This window comes from Streptomyces sp. NPDC090032, from assembly GCF_044748025.1.
In the GTDB taxonomy this organism is placed as follows: domain Bacteria; phylum Actinomycetota; class Actinomycetes; order Streptomycetales; family Streptomycetaceae; genus Streptomyces.
Genome location: NZ_JBIVFF010000012.1, coordinates 270,444 through 289,496, shown reverse-complemented (window position 1 = coordinate 289,496; position 19,053 = coordinate 270,444). Strand labels below are relative to the sequence as shown.

The window sequence follows — 19,053 nt, the reverse complement described above, 5'->3', positions numbered from 1 at the left end:
CTCAGGAAAGGGCCAGGTCAGACCCACTCGCCTGAGGGGACTGTAAATCTGCCGGCTTCGCCTTCCCAGGTTCGAATCCTGGCGCCGCCACATGGTGGAGAACCCCCTTCGCACTGCGTTTCCGTAGTGCGAAGGGGGTTCTTCGTATGCGCACGACGATCTTCGGGATTCGCCACCGGATTTCCTCCGCCGCCCGACCCGACCCGCCCCGGCCCCGCCCCGCCCGGTTCGGCCCGTCGGACGACGGCGAGACCACGCATCGGAAACGGAGAGTGACCTCTGTCAGGTCACCCCAAGTGCGTATTAGCTGAATTGGTAGATATAAGGAGTATGTCGCTGCCGGATCTGCTACGGAGAGTTATGTACGGTGACGCCCGTCGGCCGATCGGGCGTCGGCCCGCGCCTGGTTCTTCCACCAGGCGCATGTTGGCTCTTCAAGCACCCAGAAGGAGTTAGCGTGAACCGTCGCTTTGGCATGAGCCGGGGAACGGCACTCGTGGTCACCGCACTGGCCGCGATCGTCGCCTCGACCCTCCCGGGATCGGCATCTGCATCTGCCGAGACGGGCGGAACCGGAGGATCCGATCACTGGGGCGTCATCGCGCGCAACACGATGGGCTCTCCCGTCGCCGCGCTGCGCAAAGGCCCGTTCGGCACCTTCGGCGTGCAGGGCCCCCTCGCCGCGCCGCCCTATGGAGCGGGCAGCCTCGGAATCGAGGTGGCGGACCATGCCACCTCGCTGGCGGATCCCGCCGAGAAGATCGACTTCGGCAACGAGGTCGACTTCTACAACAAGCCGGTGCTGGACTTGAACAAGCTCGGCTTCCACGTCTTCCAGACCGGCGAGAACGTCGCGTACGGGGGCGCGAAGAACCTGCCGACCATCAGGTTGGAGATCGACGCCAACCTGAACGACCCGACGACGGACGACTACACCACCTTGACGTGGGTGCCGGACGCGCTTCCGGTGACCAACCAGTGGAGCGGCTACATCGACGCCACCACCTCCGGCTACTGGTTCCTCACCGGCGCCGAGGGCACCGCCACCGGCTGCACCATTTCCGCTGCCACGCCGTGCACCTTCGCCCAGGTGAAAGCCGCCCTCGACGACGGCGGCGACGCACCCAAGATCCTTACGGTCGCCGTGGGCAAGGGCCGCGACCACCTCTGGGCCGGCGCTGTCGACGGCCTCCGGATCAACGACACCATCTACGACTTCGAGGCCAACGGAGTCAGAGCCCTCCGCGCCAACTGACGCGACCGGCCCGCCCCGCGTAGTCCGTCGGAACGGGGTGATCTGACGCCTCGGCAGTCCAGGCGCATTCTCGGCGGAGCGGACGGTCAGGGAGCCAGAGACCCTGGCGCCGTCGTATGGCAAAGAACCCCCTCCGAAATGCGGAAACGCAGTTCGGAGGGGGTTCTTTGCATTCCGTGCCCCGTGCGTGGCATTCCGTGCCCCGTGCGTGAGAGGTACGAGACCGCGTTGGACAGGCGGTCTCGTACCTATGCCCCCGCACTGCCCGCTAGGGCGCGATCGGGAGTTGGCGCTTGTGGTCCGTGAGGCGGTAGCGATCGACGATCGTCTTGAAGGCCCGCTCGTCCACCGGCTTGCCCTCGAGGAAGTCGTCGATGTCGTCGTAGGTCACCCCGAGCGCGTCCTCGTCCGCCTTGCCGGGGTCGAGGGTCTCCAGGTCGGCCGTCGGGACCTTCCACACCAGCTCGGCGGGCGCGCCCAACGCGTCCGCGACGGCACGCACGCGGCGCTTGGTCAGGCCGGTCAGCGGGACCAGGTCGGCTGCGCCGTCGCCGAACTTGGTGAAGAAGCCGGAGACGGCCTCGGCGGCGTGGTCGGTGCCGACGACCAGGCCGTTGTGCGCACCGGCCACCGCGTACTGGGCGATCATGCGCTGCCGGGCCTTGATGTTGCCGTGCACGAAGTCCTGGTGGCCCTCGTCGCGGAAGCTCACACCGGCGGTGAGCGAGGCCTGGAGCGCGGCGTCGCCGGCGGGCTTGATGTCCACGGTCAGTACGTGGTCGGCCCGGATGAAGGAGAGCGCGAGCTGCGCGTCGTGCTCGTCGGCCTGGATCCCGTAGGGCAGCCGCATCGCGTAGAACCGCGCCTCGTGTCCGGCGGCCCGGGCCCGCTCGACGGCGAGCTGGCACAGCCGGCCGGCGGTGGTGGAGTCGACGCCGCCGCTGATGCCGAGCACGAGCGAGCGCAGGCCGGTGGAGGTCAGCCGGTCGGCGAGGAAGGACACCCGGCGCTCGATCTCATGCTCGGCCTCGAAGGTCTCGGTGACCTGGAGTTCCCGGGCGATCTCCTGCTGTAGGCCGTTGGATGCCGGCTCGCTCACGTCTGCTCCTTGCTCCGGTTCCTGAGGTGCTGTCGCGCCCAGCCTACTGGGGGTGTCCGGCCGGTCAGGGGGCGCGGACGCGTCCCTCCGGGCTGTGACATCAGCGTTGGGAGAGGGCTTTCGCATGCGCGTACAGCCTGTGCGTACAGCCTGTCGGTACAGTCCGTGGCGCAGACTGATCCTCATGTCCGTACCGTCGGCGTCTCGCCGCAGAAACTGCCCCGAGTGCCGCCGCGACATCGCCGTCGTGGCCGGCCGCTTCGCCCGCCACGACCCGCCCGGGGCCCGCAGCGCGGGAGAACTCGTGTCCTGTCCCGGCTCCCGCAGGCCCGCGCAGCTCGGCGCCGCGCAGCCGTCCCTCGACGGCTACGTGGTCCCGGAAGTGCCCGGCCAGCTCCCGCTCTTCTGAACCGAGCTCAGTCTCCCGTGACCGTCACCCGCGCTCAGTCTCCTGCGACCGTCACCGGACTCAGTTCCCCGCGACCGACACGGCGCTCCGTCTCCCGTGACCGTCACCGCGCTCAGTTCCCCGTGACCGTCACCGGGCTCAGTTCCCCGCGACCGACACGGCGCTCAGTCTCCCGTGACCGTCACCCGCGCTCGGTCTCCCGTGACCGTCACCCGCGCTCGGTCTCCCGCGAACCGTCACCCGCGCTCAGTTCCCCGCGACCGACTTGACCGCCACCGACACCGGCGCCGACCCGGAGATCAGCTCCAGCGTCAGCCCCGCGGTGGCGGGCGTGTCCAAAAGCTCCGCGAGCACTGCCGCCACGTCGTCCCGCGGCACCGGACCCCGCCCGGTGGACGCCTCCAGGCGTACGAGCCCAGTGCCCGCGTCGTCCGTGAGCATCCCGGGGCGCAGGATCGTCCAGTCGAGGCCGGACCGGGCCCGTACGTACGCGTCCGCCTCGCCCTTCGCCCGCAGATACGCGTCGAAGACCTCGTCACCCTGATGGGCCGGGTCCGCGCCCATCGACGACACCACGATGAAGCGCCGCACCCCGGCCCGCTCCGCCGCGTCCGCGAACAGCACGGCCGCGCCGCGGTCCACGGTGTCCTTGCGTTCGGCCGTGCTGCCGGGCCCCGCACCGGCCGCGAACACGGCTGCGTCCGCGCCCTCCAGAAGCCCGGCGACCTCCTCCACGGACGCCGATTCCAGGTCGCACACAAGGGGCTCGGCCCCGGCCTCCCGCAGGTCGTCCGCCTGCTCGGCACGGCGGATGATGCCCGCGACCTCGTCTCCGCGCGCGGCGAGCAGACGCTCGAGCCGCAGCGCGATCTGACCATGACCCCCAGCGATGACAATGCGCATGCTTCCGACCGTACGCCGGGCCGCTCCCGTTCGCCGCGCAACCTTGCGCGTGCCTCGCGAGTCTCCTCAGCGACCCGTGCCGCCGACGGCGGCCGGGTCTCTCATCGGACCTCTGCGGGAGACAGACATCAGCGCCATACGCACCACCACCCTCACCGCGGCCGGCTGCGCCGCACTGCTGCTCGCGACCACCGCCGCCTGCGGCACCGTCGAGAACCTGACGGCTGGTCAGAAGATCACCAGGGCCGCGGACAAGCTCGGCGAACAGAAGTCGCTGTCCTTCGAGTTGGGCCTCGAAGCGAAGCCGGACGCACTCCTGGACCTGGCCGGTGGACAGGGTGACGAGGCCATGCCGCCGACGGTCGCCAAGGCGCTCGCCGGTGCCCACGTCACCTTCTCCGTACGGTCGAGGAAGCCGCTGTCCGACTCGGGCGAGAAGGACTTCGTCGGGATGGGCATGAAGCTCTCGGTCCCGGGCGGCACCCTGGCCGAGTACCGGCTCGCCGGAGATTTCGTCTACTTCCGCCTCGACATGCAGAAGTCGTCGGAGCTCATGGGCTTCCCCCTCCCTTCGCCGAAGGACCTCCCGAAGGGTGAGGAAGGGCTCGCGAAGGCCCTCGAAGGCGAGTGGGTCAAGGTGGACGTCACGGACCTCAAGAAGAACGCTTCGGGCAAGGGCTCCAGCGATTCCACGGGCTCCAAGGGCTCAACGGGTTCCAAGGACTCTCTCGACGAGAAGACCCAGCGGAAGGTCCTCAAGGCCCTGCGCGGCGTCATCGCCGACGACGTCACCCTCCGCAGCGCCGGTACCGAGAACGGTACGGAGCACATCGTCGCCAAGGCGTCCTTCCGTGAGTTCCTGACGGACCTCTTCGACAAGCTCGGGCCCCTGAAGGACGAACTGCCGCCCGGCGCCGGATTCCCCACCGCCAAGGACCTCAAGGACGCCCCGGCAAAGAAGGTCGCCGTCGACTTCTCCCTCACCAACGGCACGCTGTCGAAGATCTCCTTCGACCTCGCGACCCTCGCCGACGGCAAGAAGGGTGCGAAGGTCCCGCTCGTGGTCAAGTTCGGCAAGGCGGGTGACGTCGGCGCACCGTCCGGCGCGACCGAGGTCCCGCTCGGCGAGCTCGGCGGCCCGCTCCTGTCGGGTGCCCCGATGGGCGGCTTCTGACAGTCCGTCAATGTCGTTGGTGAGGGCGGCAGATGGGATTGCAGAGGTTAGGTCAAGGGGCCCCGCGTGCGGGCGGGGCCCTGTCAATCCTGGCCGCAGCCTCCGCCCTCCAGCGGCTTACCCGCCCGCCCCTGCCGCGGCAGATCGAGCGCCGAGGCCGAGTCGCAGAACTCCCGTACCGCGCTGGTGCGCGCCACCACCCGCCCACGGTGCACCACGATCCGGCTGTACGCGAGGGAGAGCGCACCCGCGAGCCCGTCGCCGCGTACGGCGATGAGCTCCGCGGGGAAGCCCGCTTCCACCCGCACCTCAGGCAGCCCGAGCGCGGCCCGCGCCGCCCCGCTGACACAGTCGTACGCATCCTCCGGGCGCAGCCCGCAGCGTGAGGCCAGCAGGTACGCGGCTTCCAGCGGATCGCCGCGCCCCACCGGGTTCGCGACGTCCCGCAGCGCCCCGCTGCCCGCCGCGACCCGCACCCCGGCCGCACGCAGGAGCCGTACGGGAGCCGTGCCGCGATGGTCGACGCCCGTGCAGCCGCCCTGCGGCAGGCAGGCCACCGTGACGCCCGCGGCGGCGAGTTGGTCGGCGGTGCGCGCGGCGACCTCGCGCGGCAGCCGCCCCAGCCCGCCGCACGGCCCGATCGTGACGCCGGGCCGCAGCCCTCCGGCCATCGTCGCGATCCGCCCCAGCCGGGCCGGATCGCCGCCGTCCGTATGCAGATCCACCGCGCAGCCGTGCTCCGCCGCGATCTCCAGGACGGCCTCCACATGGCCGGTCGGGTCGGGGTCGAGATCCGGGCACCCGCCCACCACGGACGCGCCCATCTTCACCGCGTCCCGCAGCATCGACAGGCCGTCGGCGCCCGCCAGGCCCGTCAGGATCCGGGGCATGGCCACGGTCCGCAGATCGGCCAGGCAGCGCAGCGACCGCCATGCCTGGAGCACCGCCTCCATGGGGCCGAGGCCGTGCATGTCCCCGATCCGTACGTGCGCGCGCTGCGCGGTGGCCCCGTGCCCGAGCTGCAGCAGCGCGGCCTCGGTGGCCCGCCGCTGCACGTCGGGCCCGTCGTACGAGACCGGCCCCTCCGTCGCCGCGGACAGTGCCGTGTCGCCATGGGCGTGGGGTTCGGCGGGGGCGGGGAGCAGGAGGTAGCCGCTGAGATCCACGCGCGCGGGGTGGGCGCTGAGGCTGCCGGCCGTGCCGACGGCCTCGATGCGCCCGTCACCGAGCCGCACGTCCACGGTCCGGCCGTCGGTGAGCCGGGCACCGCACAGGAGGAGTGCGGTGCCCTCGGCTGTGGAGTCGTTACCGGGGGAGTGGGGGTGCTGCGACCGGCTGTCGGGCATCGCGCTCCTGGGGTTCGGGGGCGGCGGCCGCGTGGGCGGGGGCCGCCCCGGACCGGGGCGGGCCGGAAGGGGCGTACAAGATCACGCAGCGCGGGTCGAGCCTAGGGCTGCGGCAGGCCCGCTTCGCGGAGGAGCGCAATAGTCGTACTGCTGTGGTGCGAGGTGCCGATGGGGCGGCCATGGGCGGCTGTTGCGGCTCCGGAAGGGCCGAGGTCCTGCCCATGGACGGCGGCCGCGAAACGGATTTGGGCGATCGGCGGGCGAGCGTGTAATGTCTTCATCGCTCGCCCCAATAGCTCAGTCGGTAGAGCGTCTCCATGGTAAGGAGAAGGTCTACGGTTCGATTCCGTATTGGGGCTCTGGTGTGAAGTTCCCTCACCTTCGGGTGAGGGGCATCGCATCAAAGCGGTGTAGCTCAGTCGGTAGAGCAAGCGGCTCATAATCGCTGTGTCACCGGTTCAAGTCCGGTCACCGCTACACACAGTAGCCGATTGTGGGGTCGGTCCTCCGGTCGGCTACTATTCATGCGTTCATCCGTCAACCGTCCGTCCAAGGAGCACTCACGTGGCTGCCACCGACGTCCGCCCGAAGATCACGCTGGCCTGCGTGGAGTGCAAGGAGCGGAACTACATCACCAAGAAGAACCGGCGTAACGACCCGGACCGTCTTGAGATGAAGAAGCACTGCCCGCGCTGCAACCAGCACACGGCGCACCGCGAAACGCGCTAACTCAGGCTCGTACATGAGGCCGTCCCCTTACCGAGGGGGCGGCCTCATGTCGTTATCGCGTGTGTGCGGCCGGCCGTAAGATCCGGCAACATCCGGCAACAGTGCGAAATCCAGGAGGTGCCGAGTCCATGGCGCTCGACCAGTCCTTCGTGGGACGGTCCTACCCGCCCACCGACCCCTATGAGGTCGGCCGGGAGAAGATCCGTGAATTCGCGGAGGCGGTGCGGGACACCAATCCCGTCTATGTCGATCCGGAGGCGGCCAAGGCACTCGGTCACCCCGATGTGATCGCTCCGCCGACCTTTGTGTTCGCCATCACGTTCAAGGCCGCGGGCCAGGTGATCGAGGACCCGCAGCTGGGCCTCGACTACAGCCGCGTCGTGCACGGCGACCAGAAGTTCGCCTACAAGCGCCCGGTGCGCGCCGGTGACCGGCTCACCGTGACCTCGACGATCGAGGCGATCAAGTCCCTCGCGGGCAACGACATCCTGGATATTCGCGGCGAGGTCCACGACGAGGCCGGCGAGCACGTCGTGACGGCGTACACCAAGCTCGTGTCGCGCGCGGCCGAGGGGGCGTGACCATGACGACGACGATTCAGTACGCGGATGTGGAGATCGGCACGGAGCTGCCGGCCCAGACCTTCCCCGTGACCCGTGCCGCGCTCGTGCAGTACGCGGGTGCCTCCGGGGACTTCAACCCGATCCACTGGAACGAGAAGTTCGCGGTCGAGGTCGGGCTCCCGGACGTCATCGCCCACGGCATGTTCACCATGGCCGAGGCGATCCGCGTCGTGACCGACTGGGTCGGTGACCCGGCTGCCGTCGTGGAGTACGGGGTGCGCTTCACCAAGCCCGTCATCGTCCCGAACGACGACAAGGGCGCGACGATCGAGGTCAGCGGCAAGGTCGCCGCCAAGCTCGACGACGGCCGTGTGCGCGTCGACCTCGTCGCGACGAGCGCGGGCCAGAAGGTGCTCGGCATGTCGCGCGCGGTCGTGCAGCTGGCGTAACGGCTGCTCCGTAGGAACCTGAGCATCCGCAGGAGAAGAACGGCCCCGCCACGACCGGTGGGGCCGTTCTCGTACTCTTGAGCGCGTGCAGGAACTCCACGACGCCCCCCTCGCCCCCCTGACCACCTTCCGACTCGGCGGCCCCGCGGCACGGCTGCTGACGGCGACGACCGACGACGAGGTGATCGCCGCCGTCCGTGAGGCCGACGCGGCGGGTACTCCGCTGCTGATCGTCGGCGGTGGCAGCAACCTGGTCATCGGCGACAAGGGCTTCGCGGGCACGGCCCTGCGGATCGCCACGAAGGGGTTCTCACTCGACGGTACGAGCCTTGAGCTCGCGGCCGGCGAGGTGTGGACCGACGCCGTCGCCCGCACTGTCGAGGCGGGCCTCGCGGGCATCGAGTGCCTCGCCGGAATCCCGGGCTCCGCCGGTGCCACGCCGATCCAGAACGTCGGCGCGTACGGCCAGGAGGTCTCGTCGACGATCACCGAAGTGATCGCGTACGACCGCAAGGCCGACGAGACGGTCACGATTCCGAACGAGGAGTGCGCCTTCTCGTACCGGCGCAGCCGTTTCAAGGCCGATCCCGACCGGTTCGTGGTGCTGCGCGTGCGGTTCGGGCTCGAGGACGCGGGCGGCATGAGCGCCCCGGTCAAGTACCCCGAGACGGCCCGCACCCTCGGCGTCGAGGCGGGCGACCGGGTCCCCGCCGCCCTCGCCCGCGAGACCGTCCTGAAGCTGCGCGCGGGCAAGGGCATGGTCCTCGACCCCGAGGACCACGACACCTGGTCGGCCGGGTCGTTCTTCACCAACCCGATCCTCACCGAGGAGGAGTTCGCCGCGTTCCACGCACGCGTGGCGGACCGACTCGGCCCCGACACCGCCCCGCCCGCCTTCCCCGCCGGCGAGGCCCGCGTGAAGACCTCGGCTGCCTGGCTCATCGACAAGGCCGGCTTCACCAAGGGGTACGGCAGCGGGCCCGCCCGTATCTCCACCAAGCACACGCTCGCCCTCACCAACCGCGGCGAGGCGACCACCGACGACCTCCTCGCGCTCGCCCGAGAGGTCGTGGCCGGCGTCCACGACGCCTTCGGCGTGACGCTGGTCAACGAGCCGGTCACGGTGGGCGTGACCCTCTGACCTGCTCGTACGCGACCGCGATGCCCAGCTAGTACGCGACCCCGACGCCCTGTTTCACCGTCGCGGGGTCGTCGATCATGGCCAGCATCGCGTGCGCCACGTCGGCCCGCGAGATGCTCCGGCCGCTGCGCGGATTCCCGCCGACCACGCTCCGGTACGTGCCCGTGAGCGGCTTGTTCGTGAGCTTCGGCGGGCGTACGGAGGTCCAGTCCGTGGCGCTGGCCGCGAGCTCGCCCTCCATGGCCCGCAGGTCGTCGTAGACGGGCTTGAGCAGCGAGTTGATGACGCCGAACATGGCGCGGTCGACGAGCGGTGAGCGCTCGGGCTCGGGGCCGACCGGCGCCGCGCTGACGACGAGCAGACGCCGTACGGCCTCGGCCTCCACCGCCCCCAGCACCGACCGTGTCAGCTGGGTCGCGATGCCCGCGTCCCCGCGCTTGCGGGCGCCGAGCCCGGACAGGACCGCGTCCCGACCGGCGACCGCGGGGCGCAGCGCCTCCGGGTCCCGCACATCCGCCCGGAACACCTCCAGGCCCCCGCCCGTCACCGTGAACCGCGCCGGGTCCCGGACGACCGCGGTGACCTGGTGTCCCGACGCCAGCGCCTGCCGGACGATTTCCTGGCCGATACCGCCGGTCGCTCCGAAAACGGTGATCCTCATGGCACACCCTCCTAGGGTGGGTAAGTGTTCACTCACCCCCTAGAGTGAGTGGATACTCACCTGCTCGTCAAGCTCTGTTGGAGTCCGCATGCATCAGAAGCCGGCCCGGGTCCGTATCGTCGACGCGGCCCATGAACTCATGCTGAGCATCGGCCTCGCGCGCGCCACCACCAAGGAGATCGCCAAGGCGGCCCAGTGTTCGGAAGCGGCGCTCTACAAATACTTCGCGAACAAGGAAGAGCTGTTCGTGACCGTTCTCAGCGAGCGGCTGCCCAAGCTCGGACCCCTTCTGACCGAGCTCACCAAGGAGCCGGGCGCGCGCAGCGTCGAGGAGAACCTCACGGAGATCGCCATCGAAGCCGCCCTCTTCTACGAGCAGACCTTCCCGATGGCCGCGTCCCTGTACGCGGAACCCCAGCTCAAGCGCCGTCACGAGGCCGGCCTGCGCGAGATGGGCGCGGGCCCCCACCGGCCGATCCAGGGCCTGGACGCCTACCTCAGGTCCGAACAGGACGCGGGCCGGATCAGCGCCGAGGCCGACACCTACGCCGCCGCGTCCCTCCTCCTCGGAGCGTGCGCCCAGCGCGCGTTCGCGTACGACGCGGCCCCCGACCGCAAGCCCCCGCAGCCGCTGGACGAGTTCGCCGCGGGCCTCGCTCGCACTCTGCTCACGGGAATCGCGTAGAGCCCCCACTTTTGTCGGTGCTGGTGGCGGCGCTGACCGGACCTGATCAGGAGGCGGCGGCCAGCCAGTCGTCGACCCCCGACAGCAGCTTCGCCTTGACGTCCTGCGGCGCCGCCGAGCCGTGCACCGACTGCCGTGCCAGCTCGGCCAGTTCGGCGTCGTCGAAGTCGTGATGGCGGCGCGCGATCTCGTACTGGGCGGCCAGACGCGAGCCGAACAGGAGCGGGTCGTCGGCGCCGAGCGCCATCGGCACCCCGGCCTCGAACAGAGTGCGCAGGGGTACGTCCTCGGGCTTCTCGTAGACGCCGAGTGCGACATTGGAGGCGGGGCAGACCTCGCAGGTCACCCCCCGGTCCGCGAGCCGCTTCAGGAGCCGGGGGTCCTCGGCGGCCCGCACCCCGTGCCCGATCCGCACGGCCTCCAGATCGTCCAGGCAGTCGCGTACGGAGGCGGGCCCGGTCAGCTCGCCGCCGTGCGGCGCGGCCAGCAGGCCGCCCTCCCTGGCGATGGCGAACGCCCGGTCGAAGTCCCGGGCCATGCCGCGCCGTTCGTCGTTGGACAGTCCGAAGCCGACGATGCCGCGATCCGCGTACCGCACGGCGAGGCGGGCCAGCGTGCGCGCGTCCAGCGGATGCTTCATACGGTTCGCGGCCACCAGGACGCGCATACCGAGACCCGTGTCGCGCGAGGCGGTCTCGACGGCGTCCAGGATGACCTCCAGGGCCGGGATCAGCCCTCCGAGCCGCGGCGCGTACGACGTCGGGTCGACCTGGATCTCCAGCCACCCCGATCCGTCCGCGAGATCCTCCAGCGCGGCCTCGCGCACCAGCCGCTGAATGTCCTCGGGCTCGCGCAGGCAGGCCCGCGCGGCGTCGTACAGCCGCTGGAAGCGGAACCAGCCTCGCTCGTCGGTGGCCCGCAGCTTCGGCGGCTCGGCCCCGGTCAGGGCGTCCGGCAGCCGGACCCCGTACTTGTCGGCAAGCTCTAGCAGGGTCGTGTGCCGCATCGACCCGGTGAAGTGCAGATGAAGATGGGCCTTGGGCAGCTGCCTTACATCACGTGGTACGCGCTCCATTCCAGGATCTTGCCGCACGCACCCGCCGCCCGGGAAGCGGCTTCCTCTTTCGTGGCCTTGCCCGAACGAAGATCCGGACGAAGATCTGGATGGAAATCCGGACGAAAAAACGGGCCGCCCCCGGGAACCCCGGAGACGGCCCGCACCACGCGTCAGTCGCGTCAGTCGCGCGCCTCGGCGAGCAGCTTCTGGATCCGCGAGACACCCTCGACCAGGTCCTCGTCGCCCAGGGCGTACGACAGACGCAGGTAGCCCGGCGTGCCGAAGGCCTCGCCCGGGACGACCGCGACCTCGGACTCCTCAAGGATCAGCGCGGCCAGCTCGACGGAGCTCTGCGGACGCTTGCCGCGGATCTCCTTGCCGATCAGCTCCTTCACCGAGGGGTACGCGTAGAACGCGCCCTCGGGCTCGGGGCAGAACACGCCGTCGATCTCGTTCAGCATGCGCACGATCGTCTTGCGGCGGCGGTCGAAGGCCTCGCGCATCTTCGCGACGGCCGTCAGGTCGCCGGACACGGCGGCGAGCGCGGCGATCTGCGCGACGTTCGACACGTTCGACGTGGCGTGCGACTGCAGGTTGGTCGCGGCCTTCACGACGTCCTTCGGGCCGATGATCCACCCGACGCGCCAGCCGGTCATCGCGTACGTCTTGGCGACGCCGTTCACGACGATGCACTTGTCGCGCAGCTCGGGCAGGAGCGCCGGCAGGGACGTGAACTTGGCGTCCCCGTAGACCAGGTGCTCGTAGATCTCGTCGGTCAGGACCCACAGGCCGTGCTCGACGGCCCAGCGGCCGATCGCCTCGGCGTCGGCCTCGCTGTAGACCGCGCCCGTCGGGTTCGACGGCGACACGAACAGGACGACCTTGGTGCGCTCGGTGCGAGCCGCCTCCAGCTGCTCCACGGAGACGCGGTACCCGGTCGTCTCGTCGGCCACGACCTCCACCGGGACACCACCGGCGAGACGGATCGACTCGGGGTACGTCGTCCAGTACGGCGCCGGGACGATGACCTCGTCGCCCGGGTCGAGGATCGCGGCGAAGGCCTCGTAGATGGCCTGCTTGCCGCCGTTGGTGACCAGGACCTGCGAGGCGTCGACCTCGTAGCCGGAGTCGCGCAGCGTCTTCGCGGCGATCGCGGCCTTCAGCTCGGGCAGACCGCCGGCGGGCGTGTACCGGTGGTACTTCGGGTTCTTGCAGGCCTCGATGGCCGCTTCGACGATGTAGTCCGGGGTCGGGAAGTCGGGCTCACCCGCGCCGAAACCGATCACCGGACGCCCGGCGGCCTTGAGGGCCTTGGCCTTGGCGTCGACGGCGAGGGTCGCGGACTCGGAGATCGCGCCGACACGGGCGGAGACCCGGCGCTCGGTGGGCGAAGAGGGAGGAGTAGCAGCAGCGCTCATAACCCCATCGTTCCAGACCGGAAACCCGACGGGCACACGGGTTTCACGGACGATCAACGACCGGCCCGGTTCTTTCTGTTCGACGGAGGGCCGCGGAACACGTACACTCACTGCTCGTTGGCCTTCACCGGCCGCCCTCTTCAGGCGCACAACGTGCAGCCGGAAGGATGCGGTACGTTGGGGCAGACAAAGGGTCGTAGCTCAATTGGTAGAGCACTGGTCTCCAAAACCAGCGGTTGGGGGTTCAAGTCCCTCCGGCCCTGCTACACACTCCTTCGCCAGGACGTGTGCGCATGTACGTACTGCAAATGCACCGCCGTGCGGCTCAACCGGGCGCGGCACGGCCACGACCCGGAATTCAGGTGAGGACGCGTGACGGACGCCGTGGGCTCCATCGACATGCCTGATGCCCAGGATGAGGCGCCGGAGTCCCAGAAGAAGCCCCGTAAAGGTGGCAAGCGCGGCAAGAAGGGCCCCTTCGGCCGTCTCGCGCTCTTCTACCGCCAGATCGTCGCGGAGCTCCGCAAGGTTGTCTGGCCGACTCGAAACCAGCTCACCACGTACACCAGTGTGGTGATCGTGTTCGTCGTCATCATGATCGGTCTGGTGACCGTGATTGACTATGGCTTCAACCACGCCGTCAAGTACATCTTCGGCTGAGCCGAGAGCGAAGGGCGCCGTTCCCGGCGCCCCTTTCGCGTGTTCCACCCCTATGTATCCAGGAAGAAGCAGCCACAGTGTCTGACCCGAACCTGAACGAGGCGATCGAGCCCGTCGAGTCCGTTGAGGACGAGCTCGACATTGTCGAGGCGGCGGACGCCGAGAACGCCGAGGACACGGTCCAGGCCGAGGCTGCCGACGAGGCAGCCACTGAGGCTGACGCGCACGTCGAGGACGAGGTCGAAGCCGCCGAGGAGTCCCTCGAGCACGCCGCCGAGGACGACGCCGACGAGGAGTCCGCCGAGGACGCCCCCGAGGCCGAGGCCGACGAGGAGTCCGTCGAGGAAGCCGCCGAGGAGTCCGAGCCGGTCGACCCGATCGTCGCCCTGCGCGAGGAACTGCGCACGCTGCCCGGCGAGTGGTACGTCATCCACACGTACGCCGGTTACGAGAACCGCGTGAAGACCAACCTCGAGCAGCGTGCCGTCTCGCTGAACGTCGAGGACTTCATCTTCCAGGCCGAGGTGCCGCAGGAAGAGGTCGCGCAGATCAAGAACGGCGAGCGCAAGACCGTCCGTCAGAACAAGCTCCCCGGCTACGTGCTGGTGCGCATGGACCTGACGAACGAGTCCTGGGGCGTCGTCCGCAACACCCCCGGCGTCACCGGCTTCGTGGGCAACGCCTACGACCCGTACCCGCTGACCCTGGACGAGATCGTCAAGATGCTCGCCCCGGAGGCCGAGGAGAAGGCCGCCCGTGAGGCCGCCGAGGCCGAGGGCAAGCCGGCTCCGTCCCGCAAGCTCGAGGTCCAGGTCCTGGACTTCGAGGTCGGCGACTCGGTCACCGTCACCGACGGCCCGTTCGCGACGCTGCAGGCGACGATCAACGAGATCAACGCCGACTCGAAGAAGGTCAAGGGCCTCGTCGAGATCTTCGGCCGCGAGACCCCGGTCGAGCTCAGCTTCGACCAGATCCAGAAGAACTAGCCCCTTCCGGCACCTTCTGGAACAAGCACTTCCGAACAGGTCAGACGGGCTCTCAAAGCCGGTCTGACCTGCTCGGTTTTTAGCCGCACTCGGATACCCGTTATCGTTGTGCGGTATGCCTCCATCCGGATGACCGGGTGGTCGGCTGAAAACTCTCACTAGGACCCGGAGAGAGCAATGCCTCCCAAGAAGAAGAAGGTCACGGGGCTTATCAAGCTCCAGATCCAGGCCGGTGCCGCCAACCCGGCCCCGCCGGTTGGTCCCGCACTGGGCCAGCACGGCGTCAACATCATGGAGTTCTGCAAGGCCTACAACGCCGCGACCGAGTCGCAGCGTGGCTGGGTCATCCCGGTGGAGATCACGGTCTACGAAGACCGCTCCTTCACCTTCATCACCAAGACGCCCCCGGCCGCCAAGATGATCCTCAAGGCCGCGGGCATCGAGAAGGGCTCCGGCGAGCCTCACAAGACCAAGGTCGCGAAGATCACCGACGCGCAGGTCCGCGAGATCGCCACCACCAAGATGGCCGACCTCAACGCCAACGACCTGGACGCCGCCGCGAAGATCATCGCCGGTACCGCGCGTTCCATGGGCGTCACGGTCGAGGGCTGAACACCCTCCTCCCCGTAAGACCTTTCAGTGGCAGGGCCAGCGCCGGCCCGGACCACGAACTCCATACCTGAACTCCAGGAGTAGCAGTGAAGCGCAGCAAGACTCTCCGCGCTGCGGACGCCAAGATCGACCGGGACAAGCTCTACGCCCCGCTCGAGGCCGTCCGTCTCGCCAAGGAGACCTCCGCGACGAAGTTCGACGGCACCGTCGAGGTCGCCATGCGTCTGGGTGTCGACCCGCGCAAGGCCGACCAGATGGTCCGCGGCACCGTGAACCTCCCGCACGGCACCGGCAAGACCGCCCGGGTCCTGGTCTTCGCGACCGGTGACCGTGCCGCGGCCGCGGAAGCCGCCGGCGCCGACATTGTCGGCTCCGACGAGCTCATCGACGAGATCTCCAAGGGCAACCGCCTGAACGAGTTCGACGCCGTCGTCGCCACCCCCGACCTCATGGGCAAGGTCGGCCGCCTCGGCCGCGTGCTCGGTCCGCGTGGCCTCATGCCGAACCCGAAGACCGGCACGGTGACCCCGGACGTGGTCAAAGCCGTGAACGAGATCAAGGGCGGCAAGATCGAGTTCCGCGTCGACAAGCACTCGAACCTCCACTTCATCATCGGCAAGGTGTCCTTCGACGACACCCAGCTGGTGGAGAACTACGGCGCGGCCCTGGACGAGATCCTTCGTCTGAAGCCGTCCGCCGCCAAGGGTCGCTACATCAAGAAGGCCGCCATCGCCACCACGATGGGCCCCGGCGTTCCGCTCGACCCGAACCGCACCCGCAACCTCCTCGTCGAGGAGGACCCGGCTGCGGTCTGAGCCTGACAGCTCAGCCAAGTCGGCTCGGGCCCCGTACCTTTCGAGGTGCGGGGCCCGTTCCCGTTTTTCCGCTAACCCCTCCGGGCGCCGGTGCGCTCCGCTAGCGTGCGGGGTCGACCTGGGGCTCGGCGGGAGGAGCGTATGAACGGCAGGACATGGGTGCGGCACGCGACGGTCTGCCTGGTGGTGGCAGGCCTGGTGTCCTGCGGCACGAAGGACGCGTCCAAGGGCGACGGGAGCGCCATCGCGGCGCTGAAGGCCGCCCGCTCCGAGGTCTCCGCCGCAGGGTCCGCGAGGATCGAGGCGACCAGCAGTACGGGCACCAGCCTGTCCTCGCGGAGCGTCGGCGTGCTGCGCTGGTCGGGCGGGCTGCGCGGCACCCTGAGGGTGACCACGACCGGCGGCTCGATGGCCTCGACGACCCGGCTCATGGGCGGCTCCCCGTCCCAGTCCCGCTTCCTGCCGGACGCGTACTACACGCGCATGACCGACAAGTTCGCCGCGCTGTCGGACGGCAAGCACTGGATCCGATACCCGTACGACTCAGGGGCCGACCTCTCCCCGGCGGCCTCCCTGAAGCTGCTGCTGGCCTGCGGAAACGCGCGCGAGGTGGGCCGGGAGACCGTGCGCGGCGTCCGCGCCACGCACTACACGGGCACGGCCGACGGGCAGCGCGTCGACGTCTGGATCGACCGCGGGCACCTCCTGGTCAAGCGCGTCCAGCGGGCCCGCACCGCCTCCGGTGCCTTCTCCGGGACGGTGCACTACGCCGACTACGGCGCCCGTGCCTCGGCCGAGCGCCCGCCGGCGCGGGACACCGTCGACTTCAAGGACGTCGTTGATCGAAAGCCCGCCGCCTGACCCTTTCGGCAGGGTGCGCCCACGTACGTGTATCGATCACATGTTCCTGGGGTGGGACGGCGGCGGCTCGGGCCGGGTCAACGGCGAGGCCGCGATCAGCGTGAAGCCGATGGCGATGCGGATGAAGATGACCTCGCCCGACCAGGGCTCAGACGGAACCCTCAAGATGCGCGTCACCCGCGGTGCCCTGTACCTCGATGTACGAGGACCTGGGTGTCGGCAAGCTCGCGGTGGGCCTGTGGATCGGCCAGGACGACCGCACCAAGGCTTCCGCACCCGCGGTGCGGCGGACAAGGGCCGCTTCGACATGACGATGACCTTCTTCGACTACGACAAGCCGGTCACCGTGCAGGCCCCGCCCGGCGAGGACGTGGTGGACCTGGCCGCGATGATGAAGGGCGCGACCGGCAGCTGAGTGCCCCGACGGGGGCCGGCGAGGGCGGATTTGCCTGAGGCGGACCCCGTCACGTAATCTCCTCGAGAAGCCAAAGACCGCTGGTCGTTGCCGTGCCCTCGCGAGAGGAACCGGCGACCGAAGGATCTGCTGAAAGCAGACGACCTGCGCAGGTGACTGTGGAAAGTTCCCGGACGCTGTTCTTCATTGAGCACAGCCGGTCGAGCTAAGCCCCGTGCGCCTGCGCCGGGGCGTTTTGTTTTGTACAGCCCCTTCTGAGCGGTCCTCATCACCCGGAAGGAGGCCGACGCTCTATGGCAAGGCCCGACAAGGCTGCCGCGGTAGCCGAGCTCACGGACCAGTTCCGCAGCTCGAACGCCGCCGTGCTGACCGAGTACCGGGGTCTCACCGTGGCGCAGCTCAAGACGCTGCGTCGTTCGCTCGGTGAGAACGCCCAGTACGCCGTGGTGAAGAACACGCTGACCAAGATTGCGGCCAACGAGGCCGGGATCAACACGCTGGACGACCTCTTCAACGGTCCGACGGCGGTTGCCTTCATCACCGGTGACCCGGTGGAGTCGGCGAAGGGTCTTCGTGACTTCGCCAAGGAAAACCCCAACCTCGTCATCAAGGGCGGTGTCCTTGACGGCAAGGCGCTGTCCGCCGACGAGATCAAGAAGCTTGCGGACCTCGAGTCCCGCGAGGTTCTGCTCGCCAAGCTGGCGGGCGCCATGAAGGGCAAGCAGACTCAGGCTGCTCAGGTCTTCCAGGCGCTCCCGTCGAAGTTCGTCCGCACCGCGGAGGCGCTTCGTGCCAAGCAGGCCGAGCAGGGCGGTGCCGAGTAATTCGGCTCGCGCAATGATCGCCGCCCGCTAGGGCGACGGTCGCAGCGGGCCGAACGTACGCCCGCCTACATGTAACTCCGGCACCTGCCGAATTAGTGGAAGGACGCCATCATGGCGAAGCTGTCCCAGGACGACCTGCTCGCGCAGTTCGAAGAGATGACCCTCATCGAGCTCTCCGAGTTCGTGAAGGCCTTCGAGGAGAAGTTCGACGTCACCGCCGCCGCGGCCGTCGCCGTTGCCGGCCCCGCCCAGGGTGGCGGCGCTGCCGAGGTCGTCGAGGAGCAGGACGAGTTCGACGTCATCCTCACCGGCGCCGGCGAGAAGAAGATCCAGGTCATCAAGGTCGTGCGCGAGCTCACCTCCCTGGGCCTCAAGGAGGCCAAGGACCTCGTCGACGGCACCCCGAAGCCGGTCCTCGAGAAGGTCGCCAAGGAGGCCGCTGAGAAGGCCGCCGAGTCCCTCAAGGCCGCCGGCGCCTCCGTCGAGGTCAAGTAAGCGTTCTGCATGCGGCTACCGCCGCATGACGGGAGTCGTCTGACTCCTTGCTGAGCGGCTCTCGCGTAGAGCTGTAACGCGAACGTACTGAAGGGCGATCACCCAACTGGGTGGTCGCCCTTCAGGCTTTTCCGATGCCGCTCGGCGCTCCAGCTCCGGCTGCCTTGCACTGACGGTCCCGGCGAGTATGGTGATCTTCGTTGTGCCTGGAGCCGGTGCCTGGAGCGGGTGTCGGCGGGTGCCTGCTGGTGAGTGCGGCGGTCGGGGCGGCCCTGTTCGTACAGGAGGGGGCCTTGACGAACCGCACGCAGCGCGCAATTCTCAGGACGCGTCGTCACAACGATCCGGATCCGAGGCATGGATCGGCGACGAAGAGGGCAGTAAGGATGTGCGTGCCACGAGTGACGTGGTGACGTGTTGCAGCTGTTGAGAACAACGAGGGTCTGACGAGGGTCGTTGAGGACAACGAGGGTCTCAAAAAACCCGCACTGGACAT

At 69.1% G+C, this 19,053-nt stretch carries 21 protein-coding genes, 3 tRNA genes and 1 pseudogene; 18 read left to right on the top strand and 7 right to left on the bottom strand.

Going from position 1 to position 19,053, the window contains the following annotated elements:
• The first annotated feature begins 457 nt into the window (after window positions 1–457).
• Window positions 458–1,255 carry a hypothetical protein gene (locus tag ACIPWY_RS29230; RefSeq protein WP_393703333.1) on the top strand — a complete coding sequence of 266 codons (798 nt, stop codon included), beginning with the start codon at window positions 458–460 and terminating at the stop codon, window positions 1,253–1,255.
• Between the two features lie 268 nt (window positions 1,256–1,523).
• On the opposite strand, the gene nadE is transcribed toward ACIPWY_RS29230, so the two are convergent.
• Window positions 1,524–2,354: an ammonia-dependent NAD(+) synthetase gene (nadE, locus tag ACIPWY_RS29225; RefSeq protein ID WP_362904065.1), complete on the bottom strand. Its 831-nt coding sequence runs from the start codon at window positions 2,352–2,354 to the stop codon at window positions 1,524–1,526.
• Window positions 2,355–2,538: 184 nt separating this feature from the next.
• Between nadE and ACIPWY_RS29220 the strand changes: the two genes are divergently transcribed.
• Window positions 2,539–2,763, top strand: a complete 225-nt coding sequence (locus ACIPWY_RS29220; RefSeq protein ID WP_362904067.1) for a hypothetical protein — start codon at window positions 2,539–2,541, stop codon at window positions 2,761–2,763.
• A 246-nt stretch (window positions 2,764–3,009) separates the two neighbouring features.
• On the opposite strand, the gene ACIPWY_RS29215 is transcribed toward ACIPWY_RS29220, so the two are convergent.
• Window positions 3,010–3,666, bottom strand: coding sequence for an SDR family oxidoreductase (locus ACIPWY_RS29215; RefSeq protein ID WP_393703336.1), 657 nt, complete (start codon window positions 3,664–3,666; stop codon window positions 3,010–3,012).
• Window positions 3,667–3,742: 76 nt separating this feature from the next.
• Between ACIPWY_RS29215 and ACIPWY_RS29210 the strand changes: the two genes are divergently transcribed.
• Window positions 3,743–4,840: a hypothetical protein gene (locus tag ACIPWY_RS29210; RefSeq protein ID WP_393703338.1), complete on the top strand. Its 1,098-nt coding sequence runs from the start codon at window positions 3,743–3,745 to the stop codon at window positions 4,838–4,840.
• Window positions 4,841–4,923: 83 nt separating this feature from the next.
• Here the strand turns inward: ACIPWY_RS29210 and ACIPWY_RS29205 are convergent, their stop codons facing one another.
• Complete coding sequence (locus tag ACIPWY_RS29205) at window positions 4,924–6,186, bottom strand: amidohydrolase family protein (RefSeq protein ID WP_362904073.1); 1,263 nt, start codon at window positions 6,184–6,186, stop codon at window positions 4,924–4,926.
• 286 nt (window positions 6,187–6,472) lie between these two features.
• On the opposite strand from ACIPWY_RS29205, the gene ACIPWY_RS29200 reads away from it, so the two are divergent.
• From ACIPWY_RS29200 to ACIPWY_RS29175, 6 genes and pseudogenes are all read left to right on the top strand, one after another.
• Window positions 6,473–6,545 (top strand) — tRNA-Thr (locus ACIPWY_RS29200).
• A gap of 45 nt (window positions 6,546–6,590) precedes the next feature.
• A tRNA-Met gene (locus tag ACIPWY_RS29195) sits at window positions 6,591–6,663 on the top strand.
• An 87-nt stretch (window positions 6,664–6,750) separates the two neighbouring features.
• Entirely contained in the window at window positions 6,751–6,915 is a 165-nt protein-coding gene (gene rpmG, locus ACIPWY_RS29190; protein WP_100594914.1) for a 50S ribosomal protein L33, read from the top strand.
• A gap of 128 nt (window positions 6,916–7,043) precedes the next feature.
• Window positions 7,044–7,496, top strand: a complete 453-nt coding sequence (locus ACIPWY_RS29185) for a MaoC family dehydratase N-terminal domain-containing protein (RefSeq protein ID WP_362904075.1) — start codon at window positions 7,044–7,046, stop codon at window positions 7,494–7,496.
• A 2-nt stretch (window positions 7,497–7,498) separates the two neighbouring features.
• On the top strand, window positions 7,499–7,927 hold the full coding sequence (locus tag ACIPWY_RS29180) for a MaoC family dehydratase (protein WP_362904077.1): 429 nt from the start codon (window positions 7,499–7,501) through the stop codon (window positions 7,925–7,927).
• Between the two features lie 70 nt (window positions 7,928–7,997).
• Window positions 7,998–9,068 (top strand): annotated as a pseudogene (locus ACIPWY_RS29175) (UDP-N-acetylmuramate dehydrogenase); the annotation flags it as partial.
• Between the two features lie 28 nt (window positions 9,069–9,096).
• On the opposite strand, the gene ACIPWY_RS29170 reads toward ACIPWY_RS29175, so the two are convergent.
• On the bottom strand, window positions 9,097–9,729 hold the full coding sequence (locus ACIPWY_RS29170) for an SDR family oxidoreductase (RefSeq protein ID WP_362904081.1): 633 nt from the start codon (window positions 9,727–9,729) through the stop codon (window positions 9,097–9,099).
• A gap of 88 nt (window positions 9,730–9,817) precedes the next feature.
• Here ACIPWY_RS29170 and ACIPWY_RS29165 point away from each other — a divergent pair, with 88 nt between their 5' ends.
• Window positions 9,818–10,414 carry a helix-turn-helix domain-containing protein gene (locus tag ACIPWY_RS29165; RefSeq protein WP_362904083.1) on the top strand — a complete coding sequence of 199 codons (597 nt, stop codon included), beginning with the start codon at window positions 9,818–9,820 and terminating at the stop codon, window positions 10,412–10,414.
• A gap of 46 nt (window positions 10,415–10,460) precedes the next feature.
• Here the strand turns inward: ACIPWY_RS29165 and ACIPWY_RS29160 are convergent, their stop codons facing one another.
• Together ACIPWY_RS29160 and ACIPWY_RS29155 are read right to left on the bottom strand one after the other, a co-directional pair.
• On the bottom strand, window positions 10,461–11,489 hold the full coding sequence (locus ACIPWY_RS29160; protein ID WP_362904085.1) for an adenosine deaminase: 1,029 nt from the start codon (window positions 11,487–11,489) through the stop codon (window positions 10,461–10,463).
• Between the two features lie 161 nt (window positions 11,490–11,650).
• Window positions 11,651–12,889: a pyridoxal phosphate-dependent aminotransferase gene (locus ACIPWY_RS29155; RefSeq protein WP_393703342.1), complete on the bottom strand. Its 1,239-nt coding sequence runs from the start codon at window positions 12,887–12,889 to the stop codon at window positions 11,651–11,653.
• Between the two features lie 190 nt (window positions 12,890–13,079).
• Between ACIPWY_RS29155 and ACIPWY_RS29150 the strand changes: the two genes are divergently transcribed.
• The 6 genes from ACIPWY_RS29150 (at window position 13,080) to ACIPWY_RS29125 (ending at window position 16,823) form a co-directional block, all read left to right on the top strand.
• Window positions 13,080–13,152 (top strand) — tRNA-Trp (locus ACIPWY_RS29150).
• Between the two features lie 109 nt (window positions 13,153–13,261).
• Window positions 13,262–13,549, top strand: coding sequence for a preprotein translocase subunit SecE (gene secE, locus ACIPWY_RS29145; RefSeq protein ID WP_100594904.1), 288 nt, complete (start codon window positions 13,262–13,264; stop codon window positions 13,547–13,549).
• A gap of 77 nt (window positions 13,550–13,626) precedes the next feature.
• Window positions 13,627–14,535 (top strand): transcription termination/antitermination protein NusG, encoded by a 909-nt coding sequence (gene nusG / locus ACIPWY_RS29140; protein WP_362904089.1) that lies wholly within the window; start codon window positions 13,627–13,629, stop codon window positions 14,533–14,535.
• Between the two features lie 177 nt (window positions 14,536–14,712).
• On the top strand, window positions 14,713–15,147 hold the full coding sequence (gene rplK / locus ACIPWY_RS29135; RefSeq protein ID WP_100594902.1) for a 50S ribosomal protein L11: 435 nt from the start codon (window positions 14,713–14,715) through the stop codon (window positions 15,145–15,147).
• Between the two features lie 86 nt (window positions 15,148–15,233).
• Window positions 15,234–15,962 (top strand): 50S ribosomal protein L1, encoded by a 729-nt coding sequence (gene rplA, locus ACIPWY_RS29130; RefSeq protein ID WP_362904091.1) that lies wholly within the window; start codon window positions 15,234–15,236, stop codon window positions 15,960–15,962.
• Between the two features lie 141 nt (window positions 15,963–16,103).
• A complete protein-coding gene (locus ACIPWY_RS29125; RefSeq protein WP_362904093.1) occupies window positions 16,104–16,823 on the top strand; it encodes a hypothetical protein in 720 nt (239 codons plus the stop codon).
• A 36-nt stretch (window positions 16,824–16,859) separates the two neighbouring features.
• On the opposite strand, the gene ACIPWY_RS29120 is transcribed toward ACIPWY_RS29125, so the two are convergent.
• Window positions 16,860–16,988, bottom strand: coding sequence for a hypothetical protein (locus ACIPWY_RS29120; RefSeq protein WP_401535661.1), 129 nt, complete (start codon window positions 16,986–16,988; stop codon window positions 16,860–16,862).
• A 543-nt stretch (window positions 16,989–17,531) separates the two neighbouring features.
• Between ACIPWY_RS29120 and rplJ the strand changes: the two genes are divergently transcribed.
• A complete protein-coding gene (gene rplJ, locus ACIPWY_RS29115; protein ID WP_362904097.1) occupies window positions 17,532–18,062 on the top strand; it encodes a 50S ribosomal protein L10 in 531 nt (176 codons plus the stop codon).
• A 111-nt stretch (window positions 18,063–18,173) separates the two neighbouring features.
• Window positions 18,174–18,557, top strand: a complete 384-nt coding sequence (gene rplL, locus ACIPWY_RS29110; protein ID WP_383895941.1) for a 50S ribosomal protein L7/L12 — start codon at window positions 18,174–18,176, stop codon at window positions 18,555–18,557.
• The last annotated feature ends 496 nt before the right edge of the window (window positions 18,558–19,053 follow it).